The following is a 17,844-nucleotide window of genomic DNA, read 5'->3' on the forward strand; positions in this document are numbered from 1 at the left end:
CCTCCTTCATCGACGCTACCCTGCCCCCGTGATCAGATGGCGCAAGGGCGAAGTTGTCCGGATCCGACGCGAGTGGCCGGGAGCGGTGGAGCTGGACGTCGCCGTCCCCGAGGGGGAGTGCCGGGCGCTGGCGTATCCGCCCCTGGTGGGGCGCCCGGAACCTGGCGACGAGGTGCTGCTCAACACGACCGCGCTCGCGATGGGTCTCGGTACGGGAGGTTACGCCATGGTGGTGGCCGTCCCGAACCGTTTGCCGCAAGATCCTGAGGGACCGGGGCACCTGGTGAAGGCCCGGTACACCCCCTTGCAGGCCACGGTGCTGGGCGCGGACGAGCAGGATTCCCCGTATCACGCGCTCCTGCGGGAGGCCGACTCACTGGACGGCATGCCGGTCGTGGTGGCCGATCTGCACTCGGCGCTGCCGCCGATCCTGTGCGGACTGTTCGCCTCGGCGCCCGGCGCCCGGGTGGCGTACGTGATGCTGGACGGCGGCGCGCTGCCGGTGTGGTTCTCGATGGCGGCGGCGCGGCTGCGCGAGATCGGCTGGCTGGCGGGCGTGGTGACGGTCGGGCAGTCGTTCGGCGGGGACGTCGAGGCGGTCACCGTGCACACCGGGCTGCTGGCGGCCAGGCATGTGCTGGAGGCGGACGTGGCGATCGTCACGCAGGGCCCCGGCAACCTGGGCACGGGGACCCGGTGGGGCTTCTCGGGCGTGTCCGCGGGCGAGGCGATCAACGCGGCGGGTGTGCTGCTGGGGCGGCCGGTGGCGGCGCTGCGGGTCAGCGAGGGCGACCTGCGCGAGCGCCACTACGGCGTCTCGCACCACTCGCTGACCGCCTACGGCCGGGTCGCCCTGTCCCCCGCCGACGTGCCGGTGCCCGAGCTGCCCGGCGAGTTCGGCGAGCGGGTCAGGGATCAGGCCGAGCTGCTGGCCGTACGGCATCGCCTGGTGCCGGTCCCGGTGGACGGCCTGCACGACGCGCTGCGCGACTCCCCGGTGCGGCTCTCGACGATGGGCAGGGGCCTGGAGGAGGACCTGCCCTACTTCCTGGCCTCGGCGGCGGCGGGCAGGCTGACGGCCTCGCTGCTGGCGTAGGAGTCCTTGAACGTGAACGCCTCGGGGCTCGGGCCCTCCGCCTTGAGGAGCTCCAGCCGCCGCATCGCCTCGGCCAGCGACGGGATGTGACCCTCGGGGACCCACCACATCACCATGTACGGCTCCGCCATGCGCAGGAACCACTCCCTGCGCCGGCGCAGCACGCCCAGGTGGGCGCTGCGGTAGGCGTAGTTCCACAGCGTCTCCAGGTCCTCCCAGACCGAGAAGTTGATCAGCAGGTGGTCGCCGTACTCGTGGATCACGGTGGCGGTCGGGTCGCTCTCGCTCTCCTTCATCCGCCAGACGAAGCCGGGGGCCTCGTCGGCGATGGCGTTGACAGGCTCCAGGAGGGCGACGAACTCGGCGAGCTCCGGGCCGTCGACGGGCGCGCGCAGGTGGGCGATGTTGAGCTGGGCAAGGTGCATGGGGCTCAGCACACCATCACTCACCTTCTATGTCAATGCTCGTTTGTTTTAGAGAGACGCAGCACTCCCCCGGCCGCGGATCGAGCCCCGCCCTGGCCGGGTCGTCGCCGAGCCCTTCGAGCAGCCCCTGGCACAGCGCCAGGTTCATGGAGCACACCAGCAGCGGCTGCTCCTCGGCGAGCGCGTGGAACGGGCAGTTGCGCAGCCGCAGCGTGCCGTCCTCGGCGTAGGGCTCGTAGCCGCGCTCGCCGAGCACCCGCTCGACCGGCTCGCCCTGATGCCGCCTGGCCAGCCTGGCGCCCGCGCGGCGGGCCGCCTCCTCGGCCTGCTCCTCGGCGCCGAGCAGGTCCACGACGTCGGCCAGGACCGAGCCGAGCGCGGCGTAGTCGCGCGCCGGCAGGCTCACCGACCGCTCGCCCCTGGCCCTGCGGTAGACCTTGGCGGGCCGGCCGCTGCCCGGCCCCTTCTTCTCCTGCGGGCGGAAGCCGCTCTCCAGCAGCCCGGCCTCGACGAGCCGGTCGAGGTGGTGCCCGGCCAGCGTCCTGGACACGCCCGCGGCCTCGGCCGCCTCTCCCCGCCCGACGTCGCCGCCGCCGGCCACGACCGCTTCGTACAGGCTGCGGCGTACGGGGTCGTGCAACAGGGCCAGCGCATCCAGGTCGTCGCTACTCACAACGGGAGTCTATGAAAGCTTGCGCTCGACGTGCTTGTACGCGCACCTGCGGCTGGGCTCGACCGTCGCGTTGCCGTACTTGCGCCAGCACGCGCCCTTCTTGATCACCCAGATGTCGATGTACTCGGGCGCCCCGTAGCCCTTGTGCACGGCCTTGGCGTTGCGCAGCAGCCGCGCGGCCACGGCGCGCCCCTTACGGGCGGAGGAGGCGGAGGCGTGCACCCAGGTCTGGCCCGCGTCCCCGCCGATGACGCAGGGCTTCACGCCCTTGCAGAACGGCGGGTTGGCCGTGTCGGTGGCGGCGGACGCGGCGGGCGCCGGGCCGAGCAGGACGACTAACGCGGACAAGACACCCAGAAAGACACGGATCATGGCCCCATCCTGCCGCAGGATCACCACGTCAGTACGCGGCTATGACGTCCACCACGAAGACGAGCGTGTCGGAGCCCTTGATGCCGTACGCGGGCTGCCCCGAGGCCCCGTAGCCGTACGCGGGCGGGACGATCATCAGGACCCGGCTGCCGACGGGCACCCCCACCAGGGCCTTGTCCCATCCTTTGAGCACGCTGCCGTCGCCGATCTTGAACGCCTTCGGACGGCCGGTGGACCAGGTCGCGTCGAAGATGCGGCGCCCGCTCCAGATCGCCCCCTCGTACTGGGTGACCACGAGCTGGCCCGCCTGCGTCCTGCGCCCAGTCCCCCTGTCGAGCACCTTGGCCGTGAACCCGGCGGGCGGCGGGCCGGCCGGCACCGCCAGCCCGGGACGGGCGCCCCCGGTGACGCGCACGCCGGCCAGCGAGCCGCCGTGCCCCTCGACCGACACGCCCTTGGGATGGGCGCCGAGGATGTCGACGACGTAGAACAGCTCGTCGCCGGGCTCGACGCCCTGCGGCGGGTTCGCGCCGAAGCCGTCCTCGGGCGGGATGGCGGCGATGACCCTGCTGCCCACCGTGCGGCCCTGCAGCGCCCTGTCCAGCCCCGGCAGCAGCTCCCCCACCGGGAACGCGGCCGGGGTGCCCCGGTTGAAGCTGGAGTCGACCAGGCGGTTCTCCCCGCCGTCCCACACGTGGGCGGTGTACTGGACGATCGCCACGTCGTCCTTGCGCAGCGGCGCGCCCTTGCCCGTGGCCAGCTCGTCCACCTGGAGGCCGGCCGCGGGCTTGCCGCCAGGGAAGACGATCGACGGGCGCGCGCCGAACGTGCCGCCCACCTTCAGGTCCAGAGCTCCAGCCGCCTCGCTCGTGCAGGCGGCCGGCAGCAGTGACGCCAGCAGCAGCGCGACGGTACGGCGGCGCATCGGTCCTCCCACGCGGAGCGGCCCGGCGGCGCTGCGCCACCGGGCCTCGCGATGCTACCGCGGTATCAGATCACACGTCAGTAAGCCGGCATATCGATCAGTAGGCGGCCAGGATGTCGACGACGAACACCAGCGTGCTCTTGGCGGGGATGTTCTCCTGCGCCTGGTCGCCGTAGCCGAGGTCCGGCGGGATGCTCATCACGACCCGGCTGCCGACCGGCACCCCGGCCAGGCCCTTCTGCCAGCCCTGGATCACGTTGCCGAGCGGGAACTCCGCCGGCTGACCGCGCTCCCAGCTCGAGTCGAACTGCTTGTCGGTGCCCCAGACCTTGCCCGTGTAGTGGACGGTCAGCGTCTGGTTGGCCTGCACCTTCGCGCCGGTGCCGGTGATGAGCGTCTTGACGACGAGCTCCTTGGACGGCTTCTCACCGGTCTTCGTGGTGAGCGTCGGCGCCTTCTCCCCGCCGGGGCTGACCACCTTGACACCCTTGATGCTGTCGCCGGTCTCCTTGCCGGTGGCGGCCTTCAGCGCGGGCGGCTGGGCGCCGACGATGTCGAGCACGAACACCTTGGTCGGCTCGGCGGGCGCGGTGGCCGTCGGCTGCTGCGCGACCGAGTCGTTGGCCAGCACCGCCAGCAGCCGGCCGCCGTGCTTGACCTTGGTGAAGCCCTCCTGGAGCACCTGCGGGAGCTGCTCGTTGACCGCGATCGTCTCCGGCGCCTTGGTGTCGTAGGAGGAGCCCTGGACCGCGTTGCCCTTGCCGTCCCAGTTGTAGACGGTCAGGTTGAGGATCAGCTTGTCACCGGCCTTGACCGCCGCGCCGGTGCCGGGCTGGATCACCTCGTACGACGACTTCGTGGCGGGCGAGCCGGAGGGGAAGGTCACCGTGGGCTTGGCGCCCACATTCCCGGTGACCTTGACTCCGGCCGATCCGGCGGGCGTGGCGCTCGGGGCCGCGCCGTCGTCGGACCCGCACGCGGCGGCGAACAAGATCAAAGGCACGGCGGCCAGTACGGCCAGAGCGCGGCGCATGGATGTCCCTCGGAAAGACGTCAGATTCGCGTCACCCTACCCGACTTCCGGGTAGGGCCGAGGTAAACCACATGCCGCGCTCCCCGGCCCCGGCTGGCTACAGGTCGGGCCTACATGCCGGCGATGAGCTTGTCGACCCGTTCGTCCACGCTGCGGAACGGGTCCTTGCACAGCACCGTGCGCTGGGCCTGGTCGTTCAGCTTGAGATGCACCCAGTCGACGGTGAAGTCGCGGCGCTTCTCCTGCGCCTTGCGGATGAACTCGCCGCGCAGCCGCGCCCTGGTCGTCTGCGGCGGCACCGACTTGGCCTCGAAGATCTTCAGGTCCGTGGCCACCCGCTCCACCGAGCCGCGCTTCTGCAGCAGGTAGAACAGGCCGCGCTTACGGTGCACGTCGTGGTAGGCGAGGTCGAGCTGCGCCACTCGCGGCGAGGAGAGCGGCAGGTCGTACTTCTTCCGGTAGCGCTCGATGAGCTGGTATTTCGTCACCCAGTCGATCTCACGGGAGACCAGGTCGAGGTTGCCCGTGTCGACCGCGTGCAGCGTGCGCTCCCACAGCTCCAGCACCCGGTGCGCGATCGCGTCGCCGCCGCGGCGCTCGACGAAGTCCTTCGCCTTCGACAGGTATTCCTGCTGGATCTCCAGGCTGGAGGCCTCGCGGCCGTTGGCCAGGCGCACCCTGCGCCGGCCGGTCATGTCGTGGGAGACCTCGCGGATGGCCCTGATCGGGTTCTCCAGCGACAGGTCGCGCATCACGGTGCCCGACTCGATCATGCGCAGCACCAGGTCGGTGGCCCCGACCTTGAGCAGCATGGTGGTCTCGCTCATGTTGGAGTCGCCGACGATGACGTGCAGGCGGCGGAACCGCTCGGCGTCGGCGTGCGGCTCGTCCCGGGTGTTGATGATGGGCCTGGAGCGGGTGGTGGCGCTGGAGACGCCCTCCCAGATGTGCTCGGCGCGCTGCGAGACGCAGTAGACGGCGCCGCGGGGCGTCTGCAGCACCTTGCCGGCCCCGCAGATGATCTGCCGCGTCACCAGGAACGGGATCAGCACGTCCGCCAGCCGCCCGAACTCCCCGTGTCTGCCGACCAGGTAGTTCTCGTGGCAGCCGTAGGAGTTTCCGGCTGAGTCCGTGTTGTTCTTGAACAGATAGATGTCACCCGCGATGCCCTCTTCGCGCAGCCGCTTCTCGGCGTCCACCAGCAGGCCCTCGAGGATGCGCTCCCCGGCCTTGTCGTGGGTGACGAGCTCGATGACGTTGTCACACTCGGGTGTTGCGTATTCAGGATGGCTGCCCACGTCCAGATAGAGACGTGCGCCGTTGCGGAGGAAGACGTTGCTCGATCGGCCCCAGGACACGACCCGCCGGAACAGGTAGCGCGCGACCTCGTCGGGGGACAGCCTGCGCTGGCCCCTGAACGTGCAGGTCACGCCGTACTCGTTCTCCAGCCCGAAGATGCGACGATCCATCACCTCACACTATGCCCACGGATCGGCAAGCGGGAGAGATCTTCCCGGGTGTTTTCCCACGGCGTCCTTTATGCCCGGTTACTCCCCCGTACTGAGCTTCCCGCCCCCTGCTCCGGACCCCACACCTCCGGCCCCGGACCCCCACGTCCGGAGCCCGCACCTCCGCGCCCCGGATCCCCACGCCCGGCACCCGCCCGCTGCGGCCCCTTGGCCGTTGATCCTCTCGCGCCGCGATTTCCCGCGCCCGCCCCCACGGGGCGCGGGTCGTCTCCGGGCGGGATCAGGGGGTGAAGATCTCCTGAACCTGGACGATCTTCCCCTTGTGCACCGTGATGAGCGCCGGCTGCCGGTGATCGCCGTGCCGCTTGATCAGCACGGACCGGGAGCAGCGCTTGGCGCCGAGACTGTTGTTCCTGCCGGTCGTCAGATTCCCCGTCGACGGCTTGCACCCGTACGCCGACAGGAACACCACGTTCTTCGCGATCGGCGAGGCGTACGCCATGGCGTCCCCCTCGGGCCGGCCGACGAAGTAGCCCTCGGTCTGGGTGCCCTTCTTCCACTTGATCGGCTCGTACTCGGCCACGCTGCCCCGCACGTACGTGACCCAGCCGCGCAGGATGCCGTCATGCCGGGAGTGGATGCCCTTGGTGAAGTCGTGCTGGGGATCGGCCTGGAAGGTCGTGCCGAAGGTCTTCGGCGCCTTGTACTTCGGGAACGCGGCCGCGGCGCTCACGGCGGCCGGGCGGGTGGCGGTGGCGGCCTGAGCGGCCACGCCGGACGTCAGCATCACGGCGACGGCGGCACCGCCGGCCAGGAGGCCACGCATGGGTGTGTTCACGGGTTGTAAGATCCACGATCACCCACCCGAGTTCGTACGAACCAGAGTGAAACAGGTCACACTCCCAGCCCCACGCGAGCCGGCGAAAGCCCGCCCGACAGCAGTCCCAGGCCATACGGGAAGCCGGCGGGGCCGCCCGACGGCAGCCGGAGAACACCAGTGGGGTCGCCTGAGGACAGCCCCCAGGTAAACCGGGGAAACGCCGGCGAGGCCGCCCGGCAAAAGCCCCACGCGAGCCGGGAAACGCCGGCGGGGGCCGCCCGAGAGCAGCCCCCGCCCGGATGCGCAGCCCGAAAGGCCGTCACCGTCTACAACGCCGTCAAACCCCTGCTTTCTACAGCGCCTTCCTACAGGGCCCGTTCTACAGGGGAGGCGAGGTTCCGTCGTCCACGTCGCCGTCGCCCGCCGGGCCCGTCGGCGGCGGCGGCCCCGTGGGCGCGTCGTCGGCGGACGAGGACGCCTCCGACGGCGGCGTGGCCGCGGGCGGCGGGCTGGAGGTCTGCCCGAGCAGCCGCTCCAGCCGCGCGCCCGTCAGCCGCAGGAACTTGCGGTGCTCCCGGTTGCGGTCGAGCACGGCCACTTCGAGCTGCCCCACCGGCGGCCGCTCACCACCCGGCTCGGTCAGCGCCGTCAGCGCCACCTCCAGCGCGTCCGCCAGCGACATCGACTCCCGGTAGCGCTCCTTCAGCCGCCCGGACACCGCCTCCGCCTGACCGCCCATGGCCGCGAAGCCGTGCTCGTCGAACACCGACCCGTCGAACGTCAGCCGGTAGATCGCGTCGCCGTCACGGCTCTCGCCGACCTCGGCCACCACGACCTCGACCTCGAGCGACTTGATCGACTCGGTGAAGATGCGGCCCAGGTTGGAGGCGTAGAGGTTGGCCAGGCCACGACCGGTCACGTCGGAGCGGTCGTAGGTGTAGCCATTGATGTCGGCGTAGCGGATGCCGCCCAGCCGCAGCTCTTCGAACTCGTTGTAGCGGCCCACGGCGGCGAAGCCGATGCGGTCGTAGATCTCGCTGATCTTGTGCAACGCCCGCGACGGGTTGGGCGCGACGAACAAGATGCCGTCGACGTACTGCAACACGACGACCGACCGGCCCCGCGCGATGCCCTTGCGCGCATAGTCGGCCTTGTCCCGCATGATCTGCTCAGGGGACGCATATCCAAAAGGCATGGACACGTGCGGTGGTCCTTTCTAGCGCAGCGGGGCGATGGGGCCGTCGGGCGAGATCAGGCGGGCTGCGAGCATCTGCTCGACGTATCCGGCGATCTGCTCGTCGGGCAGGCGGCGGAAACCGTCGGCGTCGATCACCGACACGATCGGCCAGATCTTCCTGGTCACGTCGGGACCACCGGTCGCCGAGTCGTCGTCGGCCGCGTCATAGAGCGACTGGATCAGCGTCATCACCATGTCGTCCGCCGAGGCGCCGTCCCGGTAGAGCTTCTTCAGCGACCCGCGGGCGAAGATCGAGCCGGACCCGATCGCGTCGTAGCGGTCCCGCTCGTAGGGCCCGCCCGCCACGTCGTAGCTGAAGATGCGTCCCTCGTCCTTGCCCGGGTCGTACGCGGCGAACAGGGGCACCACCACGAGCCCCTGCATCGCCATGGCCAGATTGCCCCTGATCATCGTCGCCAGCCGGTTGGCCTTGCCCGCGACCGACATCGTGCGGCCCTCGAGCTTCTCGTAATGCTCGAGCTCGACGCGGTAGAGGCGGGCCATCTCGATCCCGGTGCTGGCCGTGCCCGCGATGCCCATGCACGAATAGTCGTCAGCGCGGAACACCTTCTCCACGTCACGCTGCGAGATGATGTTGCCCGATGTCGCCCGCCGGTCACCCGCCATGATCACGCCACCGGCGTAGGTGGCGGCCACGATCGTGGTCGCGTGCGGAACCTGGTCGCCGATCGGGGTGGCCAGAACCTCATCCCGCTGGGGCAGCAACTCAGGCGCATACGAGCTGACAAACTCCGTGAACGAGGAATTTCCGGTGTTGCGGAAAAACTGGTTCACCAAGCCGACGGGCAGATCCCTGTGCGATGCCACGCGACTCCCTCCAAACATCAGTGTTCCTAGGGCGACCCTACTCATGTTGCGTTGCTGTCTGCACTTCCCACGATCAGCTCACGGCGAACCACCCCGGCGAGAGCTTCACCCCCGTCTTCCCCTGAAACCTCCAGAATCCCACCCACAAGACCCGGGCCCCGCTTGGCCCCAGAACCCCACACGTTGACGCGGGCACCCCCGTGCTTCCGTGTTCAGATCGTTTCTTTACGCCCGCCACCACCCATGCGATTGTCGGTATGTCTGCACGTCCTGAACAGGAGGCCGACATGAGACTCCCCAGCCGACCTGCGGTGATCGGGGCGATCACCGTCCTCGCGCTCACCGCCTGCGGAACCGGTACGGAGTCCGGCGGTGGCAGCGTCACCCTCACCATCGCGGCCAACAGCATCTCCGGCGGCAAGAACGCCGAGTCGGCCGACTGGATCAAGCAGTGGGTGATCCCCGAGTTCGAGAAGACGCACCAGAACGTCAAGGTCCTGTTCCAGCCCAGCGGCGTGGACGACGAGCAGTACAAGACGAAGATCGCCCTCGACCTCAAGTCCAGGACCGGGGCCGACGTCATCGACCTGGACGGCATCTGGGTCGGCGAGTTCGCCCAGGCCGGCTACATCAAGCCGCTGACCGAGGTCGGCGGCGCGACCGTGGAGCAGTGGGAGGGCTGGGCTCAGATCCCGCAGGCCGTGCAGGGCCTCGGGATCTTCGACGGCAAGAAGTACGGCCTGCCCCAGGGCACCGACGGCCGCGTCCTGTTCTACAACAAGACGCTGTTCAAGAAGGCCGGGCTGCCCGAGACCTGGGCGCCAGCGAGCTGGCAGGAGATCATCGACGCCGGCGCCAAGCTCAAGTCCGCCGGCGTGCCCACCCCCATCCAGATCAACGCCGGCACCGCCATGGGCGAGGCCACCACCATGCAGGGCATGCTGCCGCTGCTCGCCGGCGCTGGATCCGAGATCTACACGGCCGGCAAGTGGACCGGCGCCTCCCAGGCACTGAAGGACGCGCTCGGCTTCTACCAGCAGATCTACGGCGGCAGCGGACTCGGCGACCCCCGGCTGCAGCAGGAGGCCAAGGGCCGCGACAAGTCGTTCGCCCAGTTCGCCCAGGGCAAGATCGGCGTCCTCGCGGAGAGCGACTACTTCTGGCGCTCGGTCGTCGAGCCCACCGCGGGCGTCGCCCCCATGAAGGACCGCGACCAGGTCGTCGGCTACGCCAGGATCCCCGCCAAGCAGGCCGGCGGCGGGCTGCGCGGCCAGGACTTCGTCAGCATGTCCGGCGGCGCCGTACGCGTCCTCAACCCGTTCTCCAAGAACCCGAAGCTCGCCTGGGACCTGCTCGCCTTCATGCACTCGGCGGCGGCGACGAAGTCGCAGCTCGCCGGGCAGGCGCGGATCAGCGCCCGCAGCGACGTCAACGCCGAGGTGCTCACCGCCGACCCCATGCTCAAGTACATCGCCGACGAGGTCCTGCCGATCACCGCCTACCGCCCGGGGCTGGCCGTCTACCCGCAGGTCTCCACGGCGCTGCAGGAGGCCACCGCGGCCGTCGTCAGCGGCAAGAGCGCCGACGAGGCGGCCGCCGCCTACCAGGCGAAGCTGGAGGGACTGGTCGGTGGCGCGGCCAACGTCGGCGGCTGACGCCGCGGGACTCGGCAGGGGAAGGGCGGTCGCGTTCGTCCTGCCCGCCCTCGTCCTCATCGCCGTCTTCCTGATCTTCCCCGCCCTGTGGACCGTCTACCTCGGGCTCACCGACTACCGGCTCACCGGCCTGGCCGCCGCCGACCCCGCGTTCGTCGGGCTCGGCAACTACACCGCCGCGCTCCGCGACCCCCGCTTCCTGTCCTCGCTCTGGCTCACCCTGCTCTACGTCGGCGGGTCCGCCATCATCGGCCAGGCCGGCCTCGGCTTCGCCCTCGCCTGGATCCTGCGCACCCGCGCGGGCCCCGTGCGCCGCGTCGTCGAAGGCGTCGTGCTCCTGTCGTGGATCCTGCCGGGCACCGTGGTCGGCTTCCTGTGGTTCGCGCTGCTCGACCGCGACGACGGCACCCTGAACGCCCTGCTGCACACCCCCGGGTTCGCCTGGCTGCTCGACTATCCGCTGCTGTCGATCATCGTGTTCAACGTGTGGCGCGGCACCGCGTTCAGCATGATGCTCTACTCGGCGGCCCTGGAGAACGTGCCGCCCTCCCACCTGGAGACCGCGCGCCTGGCCGGGGCCGGGGTGTGGCAGCAGCTGCGCGACGTCGTCCTGCCCGCCATCAGGCGCCACATCCTGACGAACCTGCTGCTGATCAGCCTGTGGACGTTCAACGACTTCACGCCGTTCGTCCTCACCGGCGGCGGCCCGGAAGGCCGCTCGGAGATCCTGCCCGTGTACGTCTACCGCGTCGCGCTCCGCGACGGCCAGCTCGGCGTCGGAGCCGCCATCTCCTTCCTGATCCTGCTGATCAACCTGCTCTTCGCGCTGGCGTACCTGCGGCTGCTGCGCGGCCGGCGCCGCGAGCGCGAGATCGCGGCCGCCGGAGGGCCGCCCGCATGATCCGTCACGCACTCGGCCGGCTCGCCGCCACGATCGTCATCGCCGTCGTGCTGGCCTTCTTCACGCTCCCCATGCTCTGGCTCGCCAGCGCCCCCTTCGACGACACCCCGTCGATCACCACGTCCATCCCCGAGTTCACGCTGCGCAACTTCGCCGCCATCCTCGACAACCCGTACGCGCTCGGCTCCATCCGCAACTCCCTCATCCAGGGCGGCGGCGGCGCCGCGCTCGTCGTCGTCCTGGCCGCGCTGGCCGCCTACGCCCTGTCCAGGGTCCGGGTGCCGGGCCGCGACGCGCTCCTGTACCTGCTGCTCCTGCTGTCGTCCGTCGTCACGGGCACGGCCGCGATGGTGCCGATCTTCGAACTGGCCACCCGGCTCGACCTCATCGACACCCACCTCGGGGTCATCCTCGTCGTCTCCGGCGGCCTCCTGCCCGCCGCGATCTTCATCCTGAAGGACTTCATGGACGAGACCCCCACCTCGTACGAGGAGTCCGCCCGCGTCTTCGGCGCCTCACCCCTGCAGATCCTGCGCCACATCGTGGTCCCCCTCGTGCGCCCGGGGCTGGCCACCATCGCCGTGTGGGCGCTGGCCAGCGTCTGGGGCGGATTCCTGTTCCAGTTCATCCTGCTGCGCGACCCCGGCAAAGCGCCCGGCTCCGTCATCCTCTACACCCTCTACACCGAGGGCGGCGCGCCCAGGCTCGACCTGATCTCCACGTTCTCGCTGCTGTACTCGCTGCCGGTGGTGGCGATGTACCTGTTCGTCTCCCACCGGTACGGCTTCCGCTTCCACGGAGGGATCAAACGGTGATCAGCCTGCACGGCCTGACCAAGGTGTTCCCCGGCGGCGTCCGCGCCCTCGACGGCATCGACCTCACCGTGGCCGACGGCGAGTTCTTCGCCCTGCTCGGCCCCTCCGGCTGCGGCAAGACCACACTCCTGCGCACCATCGCCGGCCTGGAGACCCCCACCGGCGGGCACATCCGCTTCGACGGGACCGACGTCACCCGGCTGCCGCCCGGCGACCGCGACGTCGCCATGGTCTTCCAGGACTACGCGATCTTCCCCCACATGGACGTCACCGCCAACATCGCCTACCCGCTGCGCATCAAGAAGGTCCCCCGCGAGCGGCGCACCGCCAAGGCCGCCGAGGTCGCCGCCCGGCTCAGCCTCACCGAGCTCCTCCGCCGCCGCCCCGCCGAGCTCTCCGGCGGCCAGCAGCAACGCGTCGCGCTCGCCCGCGCCATCGCCTGCCACCCGGCCGCGTTCCTCTTCGACGAACCCCTGTCCAACCTCGACGCCCGCCTCCGCCTCGAAGCCCGTACCTTCCTCAAACGCCTGCAGCGCGAGCTCGCCGTCACCACCGTCTTCGTCACCCACGACCAGGCCGAAGCCCTCGCGCTCGCCGACCGCATCGCCGTCATGTCCGACGGCCGCATGATCCAGGTCGCCACCCCCGCCGAGATCTTCCACCGGCCCGCCACCACGTTCGTGGCCTCGTTCATCGGCTCCACCCCCATGAACCTGCTGCCCGCCCACGCCACCGCCGCCGGCCTGCGCGTCGCCGGCGCCACCTTCCCCGCCCACCGCGACCTCACGGGTGACTTCACTGGCGACGGCGACCTCACCTACGGCGTACGCCCCGAATACCTGGACCTGTCCACCACCGAGCGCCCCGACGCCATCCCCGGCGTCGTCTCCGTCCTGGAGAACCTCGGCACCCACACCCTGGTCACCCTCGAATCCCCCGGCGGCATCGTCCAGCTCGTCGTCCAGGAAGGCGAAGAGCCCGAGCTCGGCACGCACGCCTGGGCCGTCCCCCGCCGCGCCCTCCTCTACCGCGACGGCGCCCTCCTGACCTGACGGGCATACTGGACGGCATGTCCACCAGGGACTGGATCCTGCACGTCGACCTCGACCAGTTCATCGCCGCCGTGGAGATCCTGCGCCACCCAGAGCTGCGCGGCAAACCCGTCGTCGTCGGCGGCTCCGGCGACCCCGCGCAGCCGCGCACCGTCGCCGCCACCGCCACCTACGAGGCCCGCGAACACGGCGTCCACTCCGGCATGCCCCTCCGCACCGCCCTCAGACGCTGCCCAGAGGCCGTGTTCCTGCCCAGCGACCCACCCGCCTACGAGGCCGCCTCGGAGCGCGTCATGGCCGTCCTGCGCGACTTCCCCGTCCGCGTCGAGGTGTGGGGCTGGGACGAAGCCTTCGTCGGGGCCGCCATCGACGACCCGGAAGCCCTCGCCGCCGCCCTCCAGCAGGCCGTGCACGACCGCACCGAGCTGTCCTGCTCCGTCGGCATCGGCGAGAACAAGCACCAGGCCAAGCTCGCCTCCGCCTTCGCCAAACCCGCCGGGATCTATCGCCTCACCGGCGCGAACTGGGCCGAGGTCATGAACGACCGCCCCACCGACGCCCTCTGGGGCATCGGCGCCAGGATCTCCAAGAGACTGGCCGCGCTCGGCCTCCACACCGTCGCCCAGCTCGCCGCCGCCGACCCCGCCGAGCTGGCCGGCCACTTCGGCCCAACCAACGGCCCCTGGTACCGCTATCTCGCGCTCGGCAAAGGCGAGGCCGAGGTCGTCACCACCCCGTGGATCGCCCGCGGCCACAGCCGCGAGACCACCTTCCCGCACGACCTCACCGACCGGGACGAGATCGCCCGCCACGTCGCGGGGCTCGCCGGACACGTCGCCCAGGACGCCGCCGCGGCGGGACGCGAGGTCATCCGCGTCTCGGTCAAGGTCCGCTTCGCCCCGTTCCTCACCCGGACCCGCCAGTCGAAGCTCCCCGCGCCCACCACCGACGCCGGCGTCCTGTCCGCCGCGGCCCTCTCCGTCCTCGGCCGCTTCGACCTCGACCGCCCCGTACGCCTGCTCGGCGTCGCCGTCGACTACACCCTGCCCGACCAATAGGGCCCGACCAATAGGGCCCGACCAATAGGGCCCGACCAATAGGGCCCGACGCATAGGGGGCGCCGATCAGGAAGATCTCAGGCGACCCTCGAGACCGTGCCGTAGAACTCCGCCCGGACCAGCTCCGCCAGCTCCTCCTCGGAAACCTCCACCTCGTCACACTCCCCCACGCTCACCCCCACGTACGAAAGCGCCCGCCACACCACCGCCGGATCATCCCGGAACTGCCCGATCCCCGTGTTGCACGGCAGGCACAACACAAACCGCACATCACCCGAGCGATGACAATGATCGACATGCTCGGGCGGCCGATCCCAGCACACCACGCACAACCCGTGCTGAGCCGAGATCATCCGCTCGACATCCTCATGCCGCACCCGATAACGCTGCGCCAGGTGATGAGCCCGCGTACGCGCCACCTTCCCGGCATCGCGGCGCTCAGGAAGAACCACGAACTCCGGCCAGAGAACATCCCCGTCCAGATAGAGCGCGGCCAGCTCCAGCAGCACCAGGTTGTCACCGAAGTGGCCCAGCCCGTTGTTGCAGTTGAAGCAGAGCACGCCCCGGACCTGCCCGCTCCGATGGCAGTGATCGACGAACGTGCCCGGCACCTTCCTGCAGATGGCGCAGAGCCCGCCCTGCCGGGCGAGCATGCGCTCGAAGTCGTCCTCGGTGATGCCGTAGCGGCGCTTCAGATGGTAGTTGCGAGTACTGCCGTGACCCTTGACTCGTTCCTCGCGCATCACAGTGTTGTGGCACGGCTTGCAGTAGTCGGTCAGGCCGGACTTCTTGGCCCGATTACCCCCGAACTCCTCGACGAGCTTGATCTCCTCGCACCGAGGGCAATACTTGTGCCCCTCAGGAACGAAGATCGCTTCACGCACGGTCTTGCCCTGCTCGGCCTTGCGCTTGCGATAACTCTCAGTGGACCGCCGCCGGAAGCAGGCCTTGCAATAGCGCGCCAGCCCGTCGGCCATGCGCTTATTACGCCCGAACTCGGAGGCCGCTTTCTCCTCTCCGCAGTCCGGGCACCGCTTGAGATCTCCCGGCCCCTCCACCACAACCCCCTACGATGTCCTGATTTATCCCCTATTGTCCGCCTTTCTGTACATACGACCGCACGAATTCCTCTGCATTCTCTTCGAGAACTTCGTCGATTTCGTCCAGAATCGCGTCGACATCGTCCGTGAGCTTCTCCTGCCGCTCCTGGACGTCGGGCTGCGCCGAGGCCTCGGTCTCCTCGACTTCGGACTCGCGCTTACCGGCCTGCTTCTGCCCGCCGGTGTCCTTGGTTGCCATGTCCTACCTCCGCTTGGGGGACTGCCTCTAGGCATATCTTCCCCGAACCGGGCGACATTTCGCGCCGATCGACCAGTGATCTTGCCGGGTTGACTAGATAGTGCTCCTATCCAATAATGGAACTCCCTACACACAGGAGGTCCAGATGTCCCCATCGTCCCTGAGCACGGCAGGTGTGCTCCTCATCACAGTCCCGCTGGTGGCCTTCGGCGGCGTCTCGCTGCTCTCGTTCCTGATGAAGAACGTCCCCGGTTACCTGGACAACCCGGTTCGTCGCGGACTGTGGCGGGCCGGTCACGCGCATGCGGGCGTGCTGGTGCTGTTCGGCCTGGTGGCGATGCTCTACGTGGACCAGGCGAACCTGTCGGACGGCATGAGGGGCCTGGCGCGCACGCTGATCGTGGCCGCCCCGATCCTGATGCCGCTGGGGTTCTTCCTGTCGGTGGTGCGCCCGAGCGACACCAAGCCGAGCCGGCTGATCTGGCTGACGGTGGCGGGCGGCGTGTGCCTGGCCGTGGGCACGCTGACGCTGGGCATCGGCCTGGTGACCGTCTGAGCGGCCGCACGGTCGGTCGAGCGCCCGCCGGTGAGCGCGCGAGCGGGCAGGCGCCGCCGGTGGAAGGCCTGCCCCAGGGCGGTTAGCCGCGGTGAAAGGGCCCGGGCGGTTAGTCGCCGCCGGTGAGGGCGGCGACGAGGTCGGCGGCGGTGCGGCAGCGGTCGAAAAGCTCGCCCACGTGGGCCTTGGTGCCGCGCAGCGGCTCAAGGGTGGGTACGCGCTGGAGCGACTCCCTGCCGGGGATGTCGAAGATGACGGAGTCCCAGGAGGCGGCGGCGACCGATTCGCTGTACTGGCTCAGGCAGCGGCCGCGGAAGTAGGCGCGGGTGTCGGTCGGGGGGCTCTCGACGGCGCGCTGCACGTCTTCCTCGGTGACGAGGCGCTGCATGCGGCCGCGGGCGACGAGCCGGTTGTACAGGCCGCGGTCGGGCCGGATGTCGGAGTATTGCAGGTCGACGAGCTGGAGCCGCGGGTGGGACCAGGCGAGGCCGTCGCGGGTGCGGTAGCCCTCGAGGAGCTCGAGCTTGGCGACCCAGTCGAGCTCGCGGGCGAGCTGCATGGGGTCTTCCGCGAGCCGGGTGAGAACGGATTCCCACCGGTCGAGGACGTCCTTGTTCATCTCGTCCTGGGCGGTGCCGCGTTCTTCGACGTATTTGCGGGCCTGCTCCAGGTATTCCATCTGGAGCTGAACGGCGGTGAGCTTGCGGCCGTCGCGCATGGGGATCTCGTAGCGGCAGGTGGGGTCGTGCGAGACGGCCCTGAGTGACTGTACGGGGTTGTCGACGGCGAGGTCGCGGCTGAGGAAGCCTTCCTCGATCATGGCGAGGACGAGGGCGGTGGAGCCCAGTTTCAGATAGGTCGAGATCTCCGACATGTTGGCGTCGCCGATGATCACGTGCAGCCGCCGGTACTTCTCCGGGTCGGCGTGCGGCTCGTCCCTGGTGTTGATGATGGGGCGCTTCAGCGTGGTCTCGAGGCCGACCTCGACCTCGAAGAAGTCGGCCCGCTGGCTGATCTGGAAGCCTTCGCCGCGTGAGTCCTGGCCGATGCCGACCTTGCCGGCGCCGACGACGACCTGGCGGGAGACGAAGAACGGTGTCAGGTGCCTGACGATGTCGGCGAACGGGGTGGCGCGCCGCATCAGGTAGTTCTCGTGGCAGCCGTAGGAGGCGCCCTTGGCGTCGGTGTTGTTCTTGTAGAGCTGGATGGGCGCGTTGGAGGGAATCGCGGAGGCCCGGGTGGCGGCGTCGTACATGACCCGCTCGCCTGCCTTGTCCCAGATGACGGCGGCCCGGGGGTTGGTGCATTCGGGCGCGGAGTATTCGGGGTGGGCGTGGTCGACGTAGAGCCGGGCGCCGTTGGTCAGAATGACGTTGGCGAGGCCGAGGTCCTCGTCGGTGAGCGCGCTGGGATCGGCCACCTCTCTGGCCAGGTCGAAGCCGCGCGCGTCGCGGAGCGGGTTTTCCTCCTCGAAGTCCCACCGTGCTCTGCGCGCGCGAGCCGCCGAGGCGGCCAGGTAGGCGTTCACGACCTGTGAGGAGGTCACCATCGCGTTGGCGCCTGGCTGACCTGGTACGGAGATGCCGTACTCGGTCTCGATGCCCATCACCCGACGCACCGTCATGCAACA

General features: G+C 69.8%; 19 protein-coding genes. 7 read left to right on the forward strand and 12 right to left on the reverse strand.

The window, feature by feature from the left end; translation table 11 throughout:
• Positions 1–28: 28 nt before the first annotated feature.
• Entirely contained in the window at positions 29–1,096 is a 1,068-nt protein-coding gene (locus ABEA43_RS21330; protein ID WP_345564188.1) for a DUF3866 family protein, read from the forward strand.
• Here the strand turns inward: ABEA43_RS21330 and ABEA43_RS21335 are convergent.
• The 9 genes from ABEA43_RS21335 to prcB all read right to left on the reverse strand — a co-directional run bounded on the left by ABEA43_RS21335 (position 1,042) and on the right by prcB (position 8,878).
• Entirely contained in the window at positions 1,042–1,533 is a 492-nt protein-coding gene (locus tag ABEA43_RS21335; protein WP_345564189.1) for a DUF3291 domain-containing protein, read from the reverse strand. The genes ABEA43_RS21330 and ABEA43_RS21335 overlap by 55 nt on opposite strands.
• Before the next feature lie 4 nt (positions 1,534–1,537).
• Positions 1,538–2,194 (reverse strand): helix-turn-helix transcriptional regulator, encoded by a 657-nt coding sequence (locus ABEA43_RS21340; protein ID WP_345564190.1) that lies wholly within the window; start codon positions 2,192–2,194, stop codon positions 1,538–1,540.
• A gap of 9 nt (positions 2,195–2,203) precedes the next feature.
• Positions 2,204–2,566, reverse strand: coding sequence for a hypothetical protein (locus ABEA43_RS21345; RefSeq protein ID WP_345564191.1), 363 nt, complete (start codon positions 2,564–2,566; stop codon positions 2,204–2,206).
• Between the two features lie 28 nt (positions 2,567–2,594).
• Complete coding sequence (locus tag ABEA43_RS21350) at positions 2,595–3,491, reverse strand: FKBP-type peptidyl-prolyl cis-trans isomerase (protein ID WP_345564192.1); 897 nt, start codon at positions 3,489–3,491, stop codon at positions 2,595–2,597.
• Positions 3,492–3,588: 97 nt separating this feature from the next.
• On the reverse strand, positions 3,589–4,524 hold the full coding sequence (locus tag ABEA43_RS21355) for an FKBP-type peptidyl-prolyl cis-trans isomerase (protein ID WP_345564194.1): 936 nt from the start codon (positions 4,522–4,524) through the stop codon (positions 3,589–3,591).
• Positions 4,525–4,634: 110 nt separating this feature from the next.
• A complete protein-coding gene (pafA, locus tag ABEA43_RS21360) occupies positions 4,635–5,993 on the reverse strand; it encodes a Pup--protein ligase (protein ID WP_345564195.1) in 1,359 nt (452 codons plus the stop codon).
• Positions 5,994–6,273: 280 nt separating this feature from the next.
• Positions 6,274–6,831 carry a hypothetical protein gene (locus ABEA43_RS21365; RefSeq protein ID WP_345564196.1) on the reverse strand — a complete coding sequence of 186 codons (558 nt, stop codon included), beginning with the start codon at positions 6,829–6,831 and terminating at the stop codon, positions 6,274–6,276.
• A 361-nt stretch (positions 6,832–7,192) separates the two neighbouring features.
• Entirely contained in the window at positions 7,193–8,008 is an 816-nt protein-coding gene (prcA, locus tag ABEA43_RS21370) for a proteasome subunit alpha (RefSeq protein ID WP_345564347.1), read from the reverse strand.
• Positions 8,009–8,029: 21 nt separating this feature from the next.
• A complete protein-coding gene (gene prcB / locus ABEA43_RS21375) occupies positions 8,030–8,878 on the reverse strand; it encodes a proteasome subunit beta (protein ID WP_425570316.1) in 849 nt (282 codons plus the stop codon).
• Between the two features lie 287 nt (positions 8,879–9,165).
• Here prcB and ABEA43_RS21380 point away from each other — a divergent pair, with 287 nt between their 5' ends.
• From ABEA43_RS21380 to ABEA43_RS21400, 5 genes are read left to right on the forward strand one after another with little or no spacing between them, the layout of a single operon-like run.
• Positions 9,166–10,533 carry an extracellular solute-binding protein gene (locus ABEA43_RS21380; RefSeq protein WP_345564198.1) on the forward strand — a complete coding sequence of 456 codons (1,368 nt, stop codon included), beginning with the start codon at positions 9,166–9,168 and terminating at the stop codon, positions 10,531–10,533.
• On the forward strand, positions 10,508–11,434 hold the full coding sequence (locus tag ABEA43_RS21385; RefSeq protein WP_345564199.1) for a carbohydrate ABC transporter permease: 927 nt from the start codon (positions 10,508–10,510) through the stop codon (positions 11,432–11,434). Before ABEA43_RS21380 ends, ABEA43_RS21385 begins: the two co-directional genes overlap by 26 nt.
• Entirely contained in the window at positions 11,431–12,249 is an 819-nt protein-coding gene (locus ABEA43_RS21390; protein ID WP_345564200.1) for a carbohydrate ABC transporter permease, read from the forward strand. Before ABEA43_RS21385 ends, ABEA43_RS21390 begins: the two co-directional genes overlap by 4 nt.
• Positions 12,246–13,301, forward strand: a complete 1,056-nt coding sequence (locus tag ABEA43_RS21395; protein ID WP_345564201.1) for an ABC transporter ATP-binding protein — start codon at positions 12,246–12,248, stop codon at positions 13,299–13,301. Before ABEA43_RS21390 ends, ABEA43_RS21395 begins: the two co-directional genes overlap by 4 nt.
• A 17-nt stretch (positions 13,302–13,318) precedes the next feature.
• Positions 13,319–14,359 carry a DNA polymerase IV gene (locus ABEA43_RS21400; RefSeq protein ID WP_345564203.1) on the forward strand — a complete coding sequence of 347 codons (1,041 nt, stop codon included), beginning with the start codon at positions 13,319–13,321 and terminating at the stop codon, positions 14,357–14,359.
• A 77-nt stretch (positions 14,360–14,436) separates the two neighbouring features.
• On the opposite strand, the gene ABEA43_RS21405 is transcribed toward ABEA43_RS21400, so the two are convergent.
• Both ABEA43_RS21405 and ABEA43_RS21410 read right to left on the reverse strand, forming a co-directional pair.
• Entirely contained in the window at positions 14,437–15,336 is a 900-nt protein-coding gene (locus ABEA43_RS21405; RefSeq protein ID WP_345564204.1) for an endonuclease domain-containing protein, read from the reverse strand.
• Between the two features lie 112 nt (positions 15,337–15,448).
• Positions 15,449–15,658, reverse strand: a complete 210-nt coding sequence (locus ABEA43_RS21410) for a ubiquitin-like protein Pup (RefSeq protein ID WP_345564205.1) — start codon at positions 15,656–15,658, stop codon at positions 15,449–15,451.
• Positions 15,659–15,803: 145 nt separating this feature from the next.
• Here ABEA43_RS21410 and ABEA43_RS21415 point away from each other — a divergent pair, with 145 nt between their 5' ends.
• Positions 15,804–16,214, forward strand: coding sequence for a hypothetical protein (locus ABEA43_RS21415; RefSeq protein ID WP_345564207.1), 411 nt, complete (start codon positions 15,804–15,806; stop codon positions 16,212–16,214).
• Between the two features lie 109 nt (positions 16,215–16,323).
• On the opposite strand, the gene dop is transcribed toward ABEA43_RS21415, so the two are convergent.
• Complete coding sequence (gene dop, locus ABEA43_RS21420) at positions 16,324–17,838, reverse strand: depupylase/deamidase Dop (protein ID WP_345564209.1); 1,515 nt, start codon at positions 17,836–17,838, stop codon at positions 16,324–16,326.
• Between the last annotated feature and the right edge of the window lie 6 nt (positions 17,839–17,844).

Source organism: Nonomuraea rosea (assembly GCF_039539705.1).
Taxonomy (GTDB): domain Bacteria; phylum Actinomycetota; class Actinomycetes; order Streptosporangiales; family Streptosporangiaceae; genus Nonomuraea; species Nonomuraea rosea.